We start from the raw sequence: 14585 nt of genomic DNA on the forward strand, positions 1-14585 counted from the left end.
TAGTTCATTAAAAAGGAATTCGTTCTAAAGCCATTTTTAAAGCCAGGCTAAATACGGCTGCTGATATAAATAAAACCCAACTCATTCGTTTTATGCGGGTATAATTAAAAATTAAAAAGGTAATTAAAAGAATAATAATCACCATAAAAACCTGCCCGGCCTCCAAACCTAAGTTAAAACCAAACAAGCCCCAGCCAATTTGCTGATCTTTGGCCAACATGATTCGGATGGAATTTGCAAAACCCATTCCGTGGATAAGCCCAAAACCCAATGCCAAAAAGTAATTGATCTTGATTGATTTCAAAGAGAAATTTTTCCTGAACAGATTGCTGATTGCCGTTATGACGATGGTACAGGGAATCAGGAATTCTACCCATTTACTATCAAACCTGATGATATCCAAAACGCTTAACAGTAAGGTGAATGAATGGCCGATGGTAAAAGCCGTAACCAATATCAGCACCTGTTTTAAATTAACATAACTATAAATAGCCACCAGGGCTAAAATAAATAGCTGGTGATCTAAAGCATCGGCACTGATAATGTGCGCCCAACCCAATTTAAAATAAAAAATAAAATCTTGTAAGGGCATGAATAATAAGCTAACTATTGGAACTAAAATAGTTTACAACAGTTAAAATTAGATTTTTTAATGATAAAACCCCAAATATCCGTCAAACAAAAGCATAAATACTAAATTTGTTACGGTCTTAGCTATTTAAATCTATTATCTTCCTTAATTTTAAGTCCTAACTTTGTACTTCTTAAAAAAAACCGATGCATAAATTAAAATATATCCTGCTGTTTTTGTGCTGTGCTTTTTTTTCTGTTAAAGCGGGCACTAAACATCCCTTGCACGTAAGCACAACCGAAGTTAACTTTAATGCAAAGGATAAGACCTTGGAAGTAAGCTGCAGAATCTTTTCTGATGATTTCGAGGCCATTTTAGCCAGATTATACAAACAAAAAACCGATCTGAGTAATCCGAATATGAAAAGTGCCATGGATGTGCTGGTAAAAAAATACCTGCTTGCTCATTTACAGCTCAAAGCCAATGGCAAGGCCGTTGCCATGAATTATATCGGATTTGAGATCGATCATGAAGCCACCAATATTTACCTGGAAGTTGAAAAAGTGCCTACCTTAAAATCTGTTGAAGTTAATGACAGTATTTTATACGATATGTTCGATGATCAGATGAGTATAGTCCATATAGTAAAAGGTAATAACCGTAAAAGCACCAAAATCCTTTATCCTGAAAAGAAATTCACGGCAAACTTTTAACTGTAGTTTTTGTATTAGATAGTGTTCCGGTGTTAAATTACCGTTAATTTTTAATGGTCAATATTTTTAGGTTAATATTAGGCTAAGATATATTTCTTGTACTCTTTTTTTAAATACCGCGTTGTTAAAATAAAGTTATGCATCTGATCATCTTTTCCAACATATTAACGCCCAGAATTAAATATATCTTCAATTTCATTTTTAAAGATGTTCTTAAAGCAGAAATAGAATTTACAGGCAACAGCCAATATTTTTTACAAAGTACTCACATCAAAATCAGTTATGGCGATGAGCCTTTGGGTGAAGAACTTTTCTTTAAAAGCACACCTTTGCTTTTCTCCAACAAATTAGAGGATATTAAACCTAAAACCTTATCATTTGGTGAATATCAGGTACCGTTTCCTGTCGATCGGTCTGCCTTACCATTCGATGTTTTTGCTGCTTCCTTTTTCATAATCAGCCGGTACGAAGAATACCTTCATCATCGAAATACGGAAGATGCCTTTAAGGCATCAAAAAGTTACCAGCACAAATGGCGGGTGTTGGATAAGCCGATTATCGATGAGTGGGCATTAATGATTAAAAGTATCATCAGGAAAAAGCATCCGGACTTTAAATTTCAGGAAAAGAAATTTCAGCACTGGCCCACCATCCATTTTAGTATGTTAACCCATTTGCCTGAAGGTTTCCTGAACAGGACCAAATTTATTTTCAGTGCGCTTTTTAAAAAGGAAAATAATTACCTGAATGCTAAATTTGACAGGTTAACAGGAATCGGAATCAACAACGAACAAGTACTTGAGCAGGTAAACGAAATGTTTGCTTCAAAAAAAAGTAGCCCCCTTTATTTCGTCGATTTCCCTGATGTTCCAATCGATTACATCAGAACAAATGAGATTTCTAAAACCTTGAATAACCAATCGCTTGGTTTGTTGAGGCCCTGCGCCAGCGACAAGCAGAAAATGACTGAAATTAAAGAAGGTTTGGTGAAGCTAAAAAAGATAAATCCAAACCTCATCAAGCTAACCAACCAGCAGCTGGGTGCGTTAACATTCCCAATATGCTATTTAAATCTCCTTAACTCAGGCATCACTTCTGATTATTCTATGGGTTACGATCATGTGATGGGATTTCGTGCAGGGACATGTACACCATTTAACTGGTATGACCTTCAGTTGGAAAAAGTAACTCCACTGGTAGTCAATTCATACTGCTTAACTGATCATATCCTGCAATTTCTAACCCAACCGGCAGCAGTAAAAGAAATGCACCAATATATTGATGCGGTTAAGGTGGTAAATGGAACTTTTTACAGTAGCTGGAACTTGAAAAGCTTGTCAGATCATCCCAAATACAGGAAGTTGAAATCACTTTTCGAAGAAATGCTTGATTATGCGGGGAATTGACTTTAATGAAACATTATTTAGCCGGGAATTGCTACATTTAGTGATTAAACAATTTGCCGCAAATCTATAATATTTACGTAACACCATGATTTTCGATATCAGCAAGACAAAATCTATTGCCAATACTTTCATTGCAGAACTTCGTGACGAGCACATCCAGAAAGATTCGATGCGTTTTCGCAAAAACATGGAGCGGCTTGGCGAATTTTTCGCCTATGAGATCAGCAAATCATTGAAATATACCGACCAGGATATCGTAACTCCCTTAGGTGTATCAACTTGTGGTGTTTTGGCCGAACAGCCCGTCCTGGCTACTATACTCAGGGCCGGACTTCCGCTTCAGCAGGGACTGCTCAACATCTTCGACAAAGCCGAATGCTGTTTTATCTCTGCTTATCGTAAAATGGATCAAGGAGAAGATTTTATCATTCAAATGGATTATATTTCTACTCCGGATCTGGATGGAAAAGTATTGATTATGGCCGATCCGATGCTGGCAACGGGACAAAGCATGGTGATGTGTTGTAAAGAGCTGATTAACCGCTATAAAATTGCCGAGCTTCATATTGTTGCTGCAATAGCTAGCGCCGAAGGTGTTGCCCACGTACGTGCCAACCTGCCTAAAGCAAAACTTTGGCTTGGCGCAATAGACCAGGAAATGACCAGTAAATCTTACATTGTGCCAGGCCTTGGCGATGCGGGCGATTTAGCTTATGGAGAGAAGGTTTAGGTTAGTCCTCAGTCTAGAGTCTTTAGTCCGGAGTCTGTAACGTTCAATATAAATGAATATCCTCTTTGTTTGCAGCAGAAACAAATGGCGTAGTGCAACTGCCGAAACCATGTATAAAAATCACCACGAGCATCAGGTAAGATCAGCCGGAACGGAACCATCAGCCAGAATTAAAATCAATGCAAAACTGATTGTCTGGGCTGATCTGATTTTTGTGATGGAGAAAAAACACAAACAAAGAATTACGGAACGTTTTCCTCACGAAGTTTATGAAAAAGAAATGATTACTTTGGATATTCCAGATGATTATCAGTACATGGATGAGGCGCTTATAGAAGAAATTGATTCAAAAGTTACCCATTATTTAGCCGAACGTGGATGATCATACTATCGGTTGGTGTCGCACCGGCCGAAATAGAGTTTGGAAATGAGCATGCAGTGGTCCTTGGCGGTGGATAGCCCCGCTTTTCGCTTTACTCCGTTTCACTTCGTGTTCGCTTCAATCGGGTTTGGCAACAAAGGCTGCTGCACCCAACACCCCGAAAATGAAATGCAGGTGTAGCCATCTAGCCCCGGTTGCAGCGGTACCCTGCAGCAACGAGGTACGAGGAAGCGAAGCGTACAAGCGGAAGACGGGAGGAAACTCAGTGTTTTGTACTAAACCTGCGCTCCTTTCAATAATAATATTTTACTATGGGCTGGTCTCTCACCGACCGAGATAGGATTTGGAAATGAGCAGACAGTAATCATTGGCGGTGGCTAGCCCCGCTTTTCGCTTTACTCCGTTGCACTTCGTGTTCGCTTCAATCGGGTTAGCAACAAAGGCTGCTGCACCCAACACCCCGAAAATGAAATGCAGGTGCAGCCATCTAGCCCCGGTTGCAGCGGTACCCTGCAGCAACAAGGAACGAGGCAGCGAAGCGTACAAGCGGAAGATGGGAGGAAACTCAGTGTTTTGTACTAAACCTGCGCTCCTTTCAATAATAATATTTTACTATGGGCTGGTCTCTCACCGAACCGAAATAGGATTGGAAATGAGCATGCAGTAATCCCTGGCGGTGGCTAGCCCCGCTTTTCGCTTTACTCCGTTGCACTTCGTGTTCGCTTCAATCCGGGTTTAGCAACAAAGGCTGCTGCATCACAGTAGGAGAAAAATGAAAAACGGCAATAAATAATCAAACTTAGGTCTATCTGTAAATCAGAGATCATTAAGTTACCTTTGTGAAAACATCATAAATGAAAAAACACATTTTCTTCGACCTCGACCATACCATTTGGGACTTTGACCGCAATGCAGAAGAAACACTAAATGAACTTTATCATACTTATCAGTTAGACACACTTGGACTTAAATCCTGTGCCGATTTCATCAGTACTTACACCCAAAACAACCATCAGTTGTGGGCTGATTATCATCTCGGTAAAATCACCAAGGATTTTTTAAGGTCAGAACGCTTTAGCAAAACTTTTATTCAACTGGGTATCCATCCTGACGCAGTGCCGCATCAGTTTGAAGATGATTATGTCAGTATTTCACCTACCAAAACCAATTTATTTGAAGGTGCAGAAAATGTTTTAAGTTATCTACAACAAAAATATACCCTTCATATTATTTCAAATGGTTTTAAGGAAACCACCTTAACCAAAATGAACCTTTCAAATCTTAATCCATATTTCGAAAATGTGATTATTTCAGAAGATGTAGGTGTAAACAAACCGAATCCTATCATTTTTGAATATGCCTTGGATAAAGCACAAGCGATCAAGGCAGAAAGCATCATGATAGGTGATAGCCTTGAAGCCGATATCTACGGTGCGCTCAACTTTGGTATGGAAGCCATCTTTTTTAATCCTTTGCAAAAAGAAAAACCTGAAGATGTAAAACAGCAAATTGTTCATTTGGAAGAGTTATTAACAATTTTTTGAATCCTGCTCCTTTTTTGTTTTGGTTTTGGCATTTGTTTCGCATTAATTCAAAACACACACAAATGAAACCTTAATTAAAATGAAAAAAACCATCTTTTTAGGAGTGGCAATGCTTTTTGCTACCCTAAGTTTCGCTCAAAACAACCGCAGATCTGCCGAAGTTTTCCTGGAAATCGTTAATCCGGGCAGGTACACCGTATATCTGGACGAAGAAATCGTTTCGTCTGCTACCGGCAGGTTCCGTTTTTACGATGTCTATAATTCTGCACCCATACTATCTATTATTCAGGGCGATACGGTAATCTTAAAACAGCAGATCAGCGTGACCCCGGAACAAAGGCTCGTTTTAAGCCTGGATAATAGAAGTTTAATTACGCTGAAACAGCTCAATATCTTTCGAAACAGGCAGTACGCACTTGATGATTTTGATGGTTATACCGGAGCTTTTAATACAGGCATTGTTCCGGCAATGCCACCACAACCTGATCCATACTACCGTTTATTATCTCCGGAGGCTTTTCAGGAATTTTATACCAGTTATAAAAAATCCAATTTTGACAGCGAAAGGGTAAGATTGATCAATGCGGTCAGTAAAAATGCCTCGTTTTCCAGCAGTCAGAGCAAACTTATTCTTAAAACATTCACATTTGATGAAGAACGGTTTAAAATTGCCAAAAGCCTCTATCAAACCGTTGTAGATCCGCAAAATTATTTTACGATTGCCGAGATATTTGAATTTCCTTATTATAAAGATGAATTTTTAAAGTATTTGGAGAAACCGTAATTCGGCTTACCTTTATTAAATGACGGCTGAAAAAGTTAAGGTATCGATCCATCGGGTGGTCGATGCCTATAAATCGAAATTATCGCATTACCCTGAAAATATTTTCCAGACTATCCCACCAATTTCCGGCTGGAGTTATAGCGAAGTATATTCACATATCTTTGATTCGAGCCTGCTTTCACTAATCGCCCTGGAAAATGCGGCAAACGGCAAAGGAGAAAGCAAACCCACTCATTTTATAGTAAAGCTGATATTATTATTGGGCGCATTACCTCCGGCACAAAAGTATAAAGTGCCTAAACGGCTGGAAGAGCGGGTAAAAAAAATCAGTAAAACAGAAGCACTCGATTTTATTTTAGAATTTGAAAAAGCTTTGGACGATAATTACCATTTGCTTGCACATTCAAAATCCACCAGCAAAACAAAACACCCAAGATTAGGGTATTTAAACGCTAAACAATGGCTTAGGTTTATAGAAATACATTTAAAGCATCATTTAAAACAGTTAGAAAGAATAGAAAAGAGCTTTCAGGCCTAAATTAATACCTGGCTAATCCTAAAATCTGTGACCATAAATAAGTTTTTTACCCTCCAATGCCTGCAATACATTTTGCCCGTAATGGTTGCAACAAAAAGAAGTGGTTAGGTTGTTATTCCTACGACTGATACCAAAAACTACTGAGACAAAGGCACTGGAAACAAAAGAGGGGATAGTTCTACCGACCATAAAATATTTTGAATTTTCAGCACCTTACTTAACGCACATTTTTTTACATCTTTGCGTTAATGAAATTACCCACCATAAAAGGTTTTGACGAAGAAGCATTTAACAAGTATTTAAAGAATACCGGGTGGGTGATGTTTGGCAAAATACTAAGCATGATTGTCGGCTTTGTTGTTGCCAGGTTCCTGGGTCCAATTTCTTTTGGTGATTTAAGTTTCGCTGATGCATTTACTGCAATTGCTGCAGCTATTGGTGCCTTAGGCCTCGATACATTTATCATTCGAGAAATTTTAAACGATCCGGCTAAAAAAGACGAAATATTAGGAACTTCTTTATTGCTGAGATTAGGCGTTAACCTATTATTGATTCCCGTTTCAATCGGCTTATATCTTGTTTTTCATAAATTATCAGATAATCCAGGCGAACCCTTAACCTATGTTGTGGCTCTGCTATCATTCGCCGCATTTTTTAAGTCATTTAATGTAATTGATTCCTACTTTCAATCACAGGTACAATCTAAGTATGTAGTACATATTCAAAATATCTGTGTAATTATTTCAGCTCTGGTAAAAATTTTACTAGTCGTTTTACATCTGCCAGTAATCTGGTTTGCCTGGGCACTGGTTTTTGATGGTTTTATTTTAGCCCTGGGTCTCGTTTTACTTTATCAAAACAAAGGATTAAATCTATTTAACTGGCATTTTAAGAAAACTCGGGCAAAATCACTTTTAAAGCAATCGGCTCCTTTAATACTATCGGCTGTTATGGTATCTATTTACATGAAAATAGACCAGGTGATGTTAAAAACAGAAGGAAGTAGTGCTGTTGGGATTTATAGTGCCGTAGCAAGGATTAGTGAGGCCTGGTATTTTATTCCTGTTGCTATTGTTACTTCTGTTTTTCCGGCACTGATAAATGCCCGCAAAACCGATTATGCCCGCTACATTAAACGCCTGCAAAACCTGTATAATTTATTAGTCGCAATAAGTTTGCCTGTTGCAATAGTTATTACCTTTGCCTCAACCCTTATTATTCGTATTATTTACGATAAACGTTTTGAAGGTGCAGAAAACATGTTACCCATTCACATCTGGTCTGGTGTATTTGTCTTTTTGGGAAGTGCCAGTTCTCAGTATCTATTGGCCGAAGGATATACAAAGATTTCCTTTTACCGTACCGCTTTTGGAGCGGTCATAAACATTTTGTTAAATTTTTGGCTAATACCTCGTTATGCCGGTATTGGTGCATCAATTGCAACCTTAATAGCCTGTGCCTGTTCGACATTTTATCTTTTATTAATTCCAAAAACTCGGCAACAAGGTATAATGATGTTAAAATCACTATTTTTGGTCACCGCATTTCAAAAAATATTTAAACGTTGAGTACTCTTAAAGCATTAAGCACATTAATTGCAAAGCCAAGCAGGCTTAAGGCACTATTATCATACGGACACAAGGGCTACCTGAACAGCATTGGCTGGTTTACGGCCTTCGATAAAAAACAAGCTGTAGACGGAAAAGGGAAGGCTTTACCTTGGGTAACCTATTCTTTTATCGATTTTATTAAAGAACGGATAAACAAATCACAGCATATTTTCGAATATGGCTCTGGCAGTTCAACCATTTTTTATGCTGAAAGAGCTGGCTCTGTAACTTCGGTTGAGCACGATAAAGGTTGGTTTGATAAAGTTAAAAACACAAGTCCGGGAAATGCTGAAATGATATTCTGCCAGCTGGAGAAAGATGGAGAATACGCGAAAAAAGCAACGCTGATTGGCAAAAAATTCGATATTATTATTGTTGATGGACGCGACCGTGTAAACTGTTGCAAATATAGCGTTGATGCCCTCTCAGCAAATGGCGTACTCGTCCTGGATGATAGTGAGCGTGAGGTTTATCAGCCTGCCCGCACCTTATTAAAAGCCAAAGGTTTCAAAGAGATCAGCTTTAGCGGCATTTCGCCAGGACTTTTCTATGAAAAAGCGACCTCTGTTTTTTATAAACAGGATAATTGCCTAGGTATTTAACCCATCAGGACCATGTTAAGCGAAGAAGTAAAAACAGCCTACGATAATTTTTATACCAATAGCGATGTAGCATGGAGAATGCTTGGTGCAAAATATAAAGCCCAAAACATTGTCGACGTATGCAAAGGACTAAAACCTAAAAAAGTACTGGAGGTTGGTGCCGGAGACGGCAGCATTTTACATTTTTTAAATGAATGGCATTTCGCGCCAGAACTTTATGCCTTAGAAATTGCCCAAAGCGGTGTTGAGCTTATAAAAAGCCGTAAACTTTCCAGTTTAAAAGAAGCCCAAACTTTTGACGGTTACGAAATTCCTTATCAAGACAATACATTTGACCTGGTTATTCTTGCGCACGTTCTGGAGCATGTAGAACACGAAAGGTTACTCATCAGGGAATTAAAACGCGTAGCAAAATACATTGTAGTAGAAGTACCCAAAGACTACCGTTTTGACGTAGACAAACGCATGAAACACTTTCTGGATTATGGGCACATTAACATGTACACTCCAACTTCGCTCAGGTTTTTACTGCGAAGCGAAGGGCTGGAAATTTTAGCAGATAAGGTATCGATGACAGCTACTGAAACCGTAAAATTTAATGAGTTTGTGAATAGAAAAGCACCCAAAACGTTTACTAAAACGCTAAAAATAGAGCTCGAATACCGGATAAAGAAAACCTTAGGTAATTTGTTAGGGAGGAAAAAGCAGGAACAGTTTGCCAACGCTTATACCGTTTTAACTCAAAAATCAGATCAAGATCTGCATATATTTTAGTAGTTAAAGCATATTACTTAAGTTTGCCGTACTTTCGAAAAGTATTTTTTTTAAAATTCAATATGATTGACATTAGAATTAACCTTCATGAAATCCTCATTGCGAGAAGGCTTTTTCATCCGGCGAAGGAATCTTTAAAACAAGAATCACTAGCCTGAAATGTTACTTTCTCAACGATTTGAACAAGCCGTTCCCCTATGCATCCGACAGCTATTAGGATGACGATCATTAGTTACCATATGTTAATCGTATAAAAAAGTGAACCCAAGATGTGATGCAGTAAGCTCAGCGAAGCTAAACCTTATAAAAGATTTCTCCATTCCGCGGTGCTCCAGTCGAAATGACGTATTGAAAGTATAACTGGCCAGTTTATTGTAAGCTCAATAGAAATAAAACAACATGCAAAACCTTGCTCCTATCGCACTTTTCGTATACAACCGTCCGCAACATACTGAGCGAACATTACAATTTCTGCAGCAAAATGAGCTGGCAGCAGAAAGCCATTTGTATATTTTCTCTGATGGTGCCAAAACCGATAACGATAAAGAAAAAGTTGCTGAAGTAAGAAAAATCATTAAAAAAGCTGATGGCTTTAAATCTGTTAAAGTAATTGAGAGTAAGACTAATGCAGGCTTAGCCAATGCCGTAATTACAGGAGTTACCCAATTAATTGAAGAGTACGATCAGGTAATCGTATTTGAAGATGATCTCATTACTTCTCCACATACCCTGGCCTATTTCAACAATGCCTTAAACCATTACCGGGAAGAGGAAAAAGTGATGCATATTGGCGCTTATATGTACCCTTTAAAAGCAGATGATCTTCCTCAGTCCTTTTTTTACAGGGCAGCAACAAGTTGGGGTTGGGCAACCTGGGGAAGGGCATGGAAAAATTTCGAACCGAATATTGATGTTCTTCTTAAACAATTTGATAAAAAGAAGAGCGCTGCATTTTCTATTGATCATAAAATGAATTTCTGGAAACAGATGCAGGAATTTAAAAAAGGAAAAAACAATAGCTGGGCCATAAGATGGTATGCCTCGATCTTTTTAAAAGGCGGTATAACACTTAACCCGTCGCAATCACTCGTGAACAACATTGGCCACGATGGCACGGGCGTACATTCCGGAATCAATGATATTTATAACGTTATTATCAATCCTAAACAAATTGTTGAATTCCCAACCACAATAGCTGAAGACCCAATTGCATATCAAGCCATCAAACGCTTCTTAACTAAGCGAAAAGGCAATATGGTTACAAGGGTGAGACGTTTTGTTAAAGAAAAGCTTACACAATATTTCTCCAAAAAATAATAACAGCTCAACTATTACTCTTTTAGTTAATATCGCTCACCGTTGTAAGCAATTAAAAAAAATGACAAACCTTTTCTAATTGCTCATGTTGATTTTATAACATCGAAACTATAAAAAATAAAGACATGAAAACGACAACAGAAACAGCAGAGGTATTGAACGATCTGATCCAAATTAATAACGATCGTATTGAAGGTTATGAAAAAGCACGTCAGGAATTAAAAGATGAAGATGCCGATTTAAAGACATTATTTTTAAATATGATAGGCGAAAGCCAAAAATATAAAATGGCGCTGGCAACAGAAGTATCGGCTCTGGGTGAAGATATTGAAACAGGAACCACTAATTCCGGTAAAATTTACAGGGCCTGGATGGATGTTAAAGCACTATTTACCGGCCATGACCGCAAAACAGTTTTAAACAATTGCGAGTTTGGTGAGGATGCCGCACAAAATGCATATAAAATGGCTTTAGAGGCAGACGATATCCCATCAAATATCAGAGAATTAATTTCAGACCAGAAAGCAGCTTTAAGAGTGTCGCACGATGAAATCAAAAGATTACGTGATGCTCAGGCTTAAGTAATTTAAATATGAAAGTAAAAACTCCTTCGATATGTTCGAAGGAGTTTTTTTATTACCGCCGTCATTTCCGCGCAGGTGAGAATCTATAAACTTATTGGATTACGATTTCCAATCGAGTTGGGAATGACGATAACTGACAGAATAAATCAGTCAATAAACTACGATTCCAATTCCCGGTCTAAATGCTCTGTAACACGCTGAATCGTATTATCGATCGTATTACTTAAAATGGTTAAATAAGAACCTTTTTTAGCCGCATCAATGGCCATCTGTAAACATGCGGTACTTTTATGGTTTATAATAATTTCCTTATCAGGATCAACTTCTTTGATGCCTTTAATTAACAAATCAACCAGTTCCTGCTGCTGTCTGCCGCGGAGATATTTTTCCTGGCAAATGTAGATCTTATCAAACATCTGTGCAGAAATACGGGCGGTTTCCATAATATCCTCATCTCTTCTATCTCCTGTTGCCGAAATAATCCCAACCTGCTCCGTCGCCTCAACACCTTGAAGGAAAGCTTTTACACCATTAAATCCATCAGGATTATGCGCAAAATCAACCAGCACATTGAAATCTTTGAATCTGAAAATATTCATCCTGCCTGGCGTATGTGCTGCCGAAGGGATAAAGGTTTCTAAAGACAAACGGATATCCTCTGGTTTATAACCCCATAAATAGGTTGCTAACGTGGCAGCAAGTACATTTTGGATCATAAAATTTACGGCACCACCGAAAGTTAAAGGAATATGTGTCACTTTATCTACCCTTAATTTCCAATCACCGGTTTTAATGGTGATGTACCCATTTTCATAGATGGCAGCAATCCCACCTTTTTTACAATGTTCTTTCACTACAGGATTATTTTCATCCATACTAAAATAAGCAACATTGCAACGGGCATCTTTAGCAATACGGACACAATAACCGTTATCGGCATTTAATACGGCCCAGCCTTTGCGGCGTACCGCCCCAATCACAACGGCCTTTACCCGTGTTAAATCGTCAAGATTATGGATATCAGAAAGCCCCAGGTGATCTTCCTGTATGTTTGTAACCACACCGATATCGCAGGCATTGAATCCTAAACCTGCCCGTAAAATTCCGCCACGAGCAGTTTCTAATACGGCAAATTCTACTGTCGGATCTTTTAAAATAAACTCCGCGCTCACTGGTCCTGTGGTATCACCTTTCATCAGCATGGTATTGTGTACATAGACCCCATCACTGGTGGTAAAACCTACACGTTTGCCATTACTGCGGATAATATGCGCGATTAAACGGGTGGTGGTGGTTTTTCCATTGGTTCCGGTTACGGCAATGATCGGGATCTGCGACAATTTACCCTGCGGATAAAGCATATCAATTACCGGTGCCGCAACGTTACGCGGCAAGCCTTCGCTTGGCGCCAGGTGCATTCTAAAACCAGGAGCTGCATTAACTTCCAATACCACTCCTCCGTTTTCGGTTAATGGTTGGGTAAGGTTCTGTGCCATGATATCAATACCGCAGATATCCAACCCGATTACCCTCGAAATCCGCTCACAGATAAAAATATTCTGTGGGTGAACAATGTCTGTAACGTCAATAGATGTTCCTCCTGTACTTAAATTAGCGGTCGATTTTAAATAAACCACCTCTCCTTTTTCCGGAACGGTTTCTAAAGTATATTCTTTTTTGGCCAATAAATCCAACGTATCGCGATCAACTGCTATTTCGGTTAACACATTCTCATGGCCGTAACCACGGCGAGGATCTTCATTTTCCTTGTCAATTAATTCCTGAATGGTATGGATCCCGTTTCCTTTTACATGTGCCGGATCGCGTTGAGCCGCAGCAACCACTTTATGATCGATAACCAGCACACGGAAGTCAAATCCGGTAATGTATTTTTCAATAATAACTCTTCTGGAATACGTTTTGGCATATTCAAAAGCCGCCACCGCATCTTCCATTGTTTTAACATTAATGGTTGCCCCTTTACCGTGGTTACCATCAAGTGGTTTGAAAACAAGAGGAAAGCCAACTTTTTTTACAGAAGCTTCCAGATCTTCAGGATTTGAAATCGTTACTCCTGAGGCTACCGGAATGGCAGCTTCTGTAAGCAACCGTTTCGTTTCTTCCTTATTACTGGCAATATCCACCGCAATACTGCTGGTTTTCTCCGTCATGGTAGCCCTAAAGCGCACCTGATTTTTACCATAGCCCAACTGTACCAGAGAACTTTTGTTCAATCGTATCCATGGAATGCTTCTTTTTACTGCTTCTTCTACAATCGAACCTGTACTTGGGCCTAAAGCTTCGAGTTCACGTATTTCCTTCATCCTTCGGATATCGTGTTCCAGATCATACTCTTCATCGTTGATCAAAGCTTCGGCAATCCTTACTGCTGCTTCGGCCGAGTAAACCCCTACCTTTTCCTCCAGATAACTAAAAACCACATTATAAATGCCTTCAGTTTTGGTCATACGTGTTCTGCCAAAGCCAGTTTCCATACCGGCAAGTGTCTGAATTTCGAGCGCAATGTGTTCTATCACATGTCCCATCCAGGTTCCTTCCTTTACACGGGTAAAAAAGCCACCTTCAACACCTTTTGAACAACGGTGAGTAAACATGCTTGGCAGCAGTTTCTCCATCCTTTCGCTAAACCCTTCAATTACGTTGGTTGGTTTTTGCTCTAAATCTTCCAGGTCCAGTCGCATCTGGATCAATTTCTTCCTGTTAATGGACCATATGTTTGGTCCTCTTAATACTTGTATATTTAATATCTTCATGTAATGTTTTGTTCGTTTTTTTTGGCAAAGAGGAATTTTAAGAATCGCTCTTTATACTCCCTATCAAGAATGAAATTGATGACTGTAAATTATGCATTTATTTTGAAAACAGACGTTTCATTTAGCTAAATCAATTTTAAGGCGTATTTGTTTTATTTTCAAGGGCAATCCTGTTAATTTTAGATTAAAATATTTTAACTTTTGTTAATAAATTGAATATTCTTTACAAAAAAAGTCGTGTTTTTTATCTTAAGCC

General features: G+C 38.7%; 14 protein-coding genes. 12 read left to right on the forward strand and 2 right to left on the reverse strand.

The features are described from left to right. Positions 1–7: 7 nt before the first annotated feature. Positions 8–592: a HupE/UreJ family protein gene (locus ACFE6N_RS11020; RefSeq protein ID WP_378936384.1), complete on the reverse strand. Its 585-nt coding sequence runs from the start codon at positions 590–592 to the stop codon at positions 8–10. A 185-nt stretch (positions 593–777) separates the two neighbouring features. On the opposite strand from ACFE6N_RS11020, the gene ACFE6N_RS11025 reads away from it, so the two are divergent. From ACFE6N_RS11025 to ACFE6N_RS11080, 12 genes are all read left to right on the forward strand, one after another. Then, positions 778–1284, forward strand: coding sequence for a DUF6702 family protein (locus ACFE6N_RS11025; RefSeq protein ID WP_090980881.1), 507 nt, complete (start codon positions 778–780; stop codon positions 1282–1284). A 137-nt stretch (positions 1285–1421) separates the two neighbouring features. Then, a complete protein-coding gene (locus ACFE6N_RS11030) occupies positions 1422–2690 on the forward strand; it encodes a DUF7033 domain-containing protein (protein ID WP_378936386.1) in 1269 nt (422 codons plus the stop codon). 85 nt (positions 2691–2775) lie between these two features. Continuing rightward, a complete protein-coding gene (gene upp, locus ACFE6N_RS11035; RefSeq protein ID WP_090980885.1) occupies positions 2776–3420 on the forward strand; it encodes a uracil phosphoribosyltransferase in 645 nt (214 codons plus the stop codon). A 52-nt stretch (positions 3421–3472) separates the two neighbouring features. Continuing rightward, entirely contained in the window at positions 3473–3802 is a 330-nt protein-coding gene (locus tag ACFE6N_RS11040; RefSeq protein ID WP_378936388.1) for a low molecular weight protein tyrosine phosphatase family protein, read from the forward strand. Between the two features lie 854 nt (positions 3803–4656). Further along, positions 4657–5346 (forward strand): YjjG family noncanonical pyrimidine nucleotidase, encoded by a 690-nt coding sequence (locus ACFE6N_RS11045; RefSeq protein ID WP_378936390.1) that lies wholly within the window; start codon positions 4657–4659, stop codon positions 5344–5346. A gap of 79 nt (positions 5347–5425) precedes the next feature. Next, positions 5426–6130: a DUF4476 domain-containing protein gene (locus ACFE6N_RS11050; protein WP_378936392.1), complete on the forward strand. Its 705-nt coding sequence runs from the start codon at positions 5426–5428 to the stop codon at positions 6128–6130. A 19-nt stretch (positions 6131–6149) separates the two neighbouring features. Beyond that, positions 6150–6668, forward strand: coding sequence for a DUF1569 domain-containing protein (locus ACFE6N_RS11055; protein WP_378936394.1), 519 nt, complete (start codon positions 6150–6152; stop codon positions 6666–6668). 248 nt (positions 6669–6916) lie between these two features. Next, a complete protein-coding gene (locus ACFE6N_RS11060) occupies positions 6917–8236 on the forward strand; it encodes a flippase (RefSeq protein WP_378936396.1) in 1320 nt (439 codons plus the stop codon). After that, the gene (locus ACFE6N_RS11065; protein WP_090980899.1) at positions 8233–8880 is read left to right on the forward strand and encodes an FkbM family methyltransferase; all 648 of its coding nucleotides are present in this window, start codon (positions 8233–8235) and stop codon (positions 8878–8880) included. Before ACFE6N_RS11060 ends, ACFE6N_RS11065 begins: the two co-directional genes overlap by 4 nt. A 12-nt stretch (positions 8881–8892) precedes the next feature. After that, positions 8893–9654, forward strand: coding sequence for a class I SAM-dependent methyltransferase (locus tag ACFE6N_RS11070; RefSeq protein WP_378936398.1), 762 nt, complete (start codon positions 8893–8895; stop codon positions 9652–9654). Between the two features lie 399 nt (positions 9655–10053). Then, positions 10054–10971, forward strand: a complete 918-nt coding sequence (locus ACFE6N_RS11075; RefSeq protein WP_378936400.1) for a glycosyltransferase — start codon at positions 10054–10056, stop codon at positions 10969–10971. A gap of 125 nt (positions 10972–11096) precedes the next feature. Then, positions 11097–11552 (forward strand): PA2169 family four-helix-bundle protein, encoded by a 456-nt coding sequence (locus tag ACFE6N_RS11080; RefSeq protein WP_090980907.1) that lies wholly within the window; start codon positions 11097–11099, stop codon positions 11550–11552. 161 nt (positions 11553–11713) lie between these two features. On the opposite strand, the gene cphA is transcribed toward ACFE6N_RS11080, so the two are convergent. Beyond that, complete coding sequence (gene cphA / locus ACFE6N_RS11085; RefSeq protein WP_378936403.1) at positions 11714–14329, reverse strand: cyanophycin synthetase; 2616 nt, start codon at positions 14327–14329, stop codon at positions 11714–11716. Between the last annotated feature and the right edge of the window lie 256 nt (positions 14330–14585).

The sequence above is a fragment of the Pedobacter sp. BG31 genome (assembly GCF_042464845.1).
GTDB lineage: Bacteria > Bacteroidota > Bacteroidia > Sphingobacteriales > Sphingobacteriaceae > Pedobacter > Pedobacter suwonensis.

Excerpts from the sequence above, each read along its gene's own strand:
- ACFE6N_RS11045 (WP_378936390.1), top strand. The coding sequence starts at position 4,657 with ATGAAAAAACACATTTTCTTCGACCTCGACCATACCATTTGGGACTTT.
- ACFE6N_RS11050 (WP_378936392.1), top strand. The coding sequence starts at position 5,426 with ATGAAAAAAACCATCTTTTTAGGAGTGGCAATGCTTTTTGCTACCCTA.
- ACFE6N_RS11080 (WP_090980907.1), top strand. The coding sequence starts at position 11,097 with ATGAAAACGACAACAGAAACAGCAGAGGTATTGAACGATCTGATCCAA.
- cphA (WP_378936403.1), bottom strand. The coding sequence starts at position 14,329 with ATGAAGATATTAAATATACAAGTATTAAGAGGACCAAACATATGGTCC.
- ACFE6N_RS11030 (WP_378936386.1), top strand. The coding sequence starts at position 1,422 with ATGCATCTGATCATCTTTTCCAACATATTAACGCCCAGAATTAAATAT.
- ACFE6N_RS11075 (WP_378936400.1), top strand. The coding sequence starts at position 10,054 with ATGCAAAACCTTGCTCCTATCGCACTTTTCGTATACAACCGTCCGCAA.
- ACFE6N_RS11070 (WP_378936398.1), top strand. The coding sequence starts at position 8,893 with ATGTTAAGCGAAGAAGTAAAAACAGCCTACGATAATTTTTATACCAAT.
- ACFE6N_RS11025 (WP_090980881.1), top strand. The coding sequence starts at position 778 with ATGCATAAATTAAAATATATCCTGCTGTTTTTGTGCTGTGCTTTTTTT.
- upp (WP_090980885.1), top strand. The coding sequence starts at position 2,776 with ATGATTTTCGATATCAGCAAGACAAAATCTATTGCCAATACTTTCATT.
- ACFE6N_RS11060 (WP_378936396.1), top strand. The coding sequence starts at position 6,917 with ATGAAATTACCCACCATAAAAGGTTTTGACGAAGAAGCATTTAACAAG.
- ACFE6N_RS11040 (WP_378936388.1), top strand. The coding sequence starts at position 3,473 with ATGAATATCCTCTTTGTTTGCAGCAGAAACAAATGGCGTAGTGCAACT.
- ACFE6N_RS11020 (WP_378936384.1), bottom strand. The coding sequence starts at position 592 with ATGCCCTTACAAGATTTTATTTTTTATTTTAAATTGGGTTGGGCGCAC.
- ACFE6N_RS11055 (WP_378936394.1), top strand. The coding sequence starts at position 6,150 with ATGACGGCTGAAAAAGTTAAGGTATCGATCCATCGGGTGGTCGATGCC.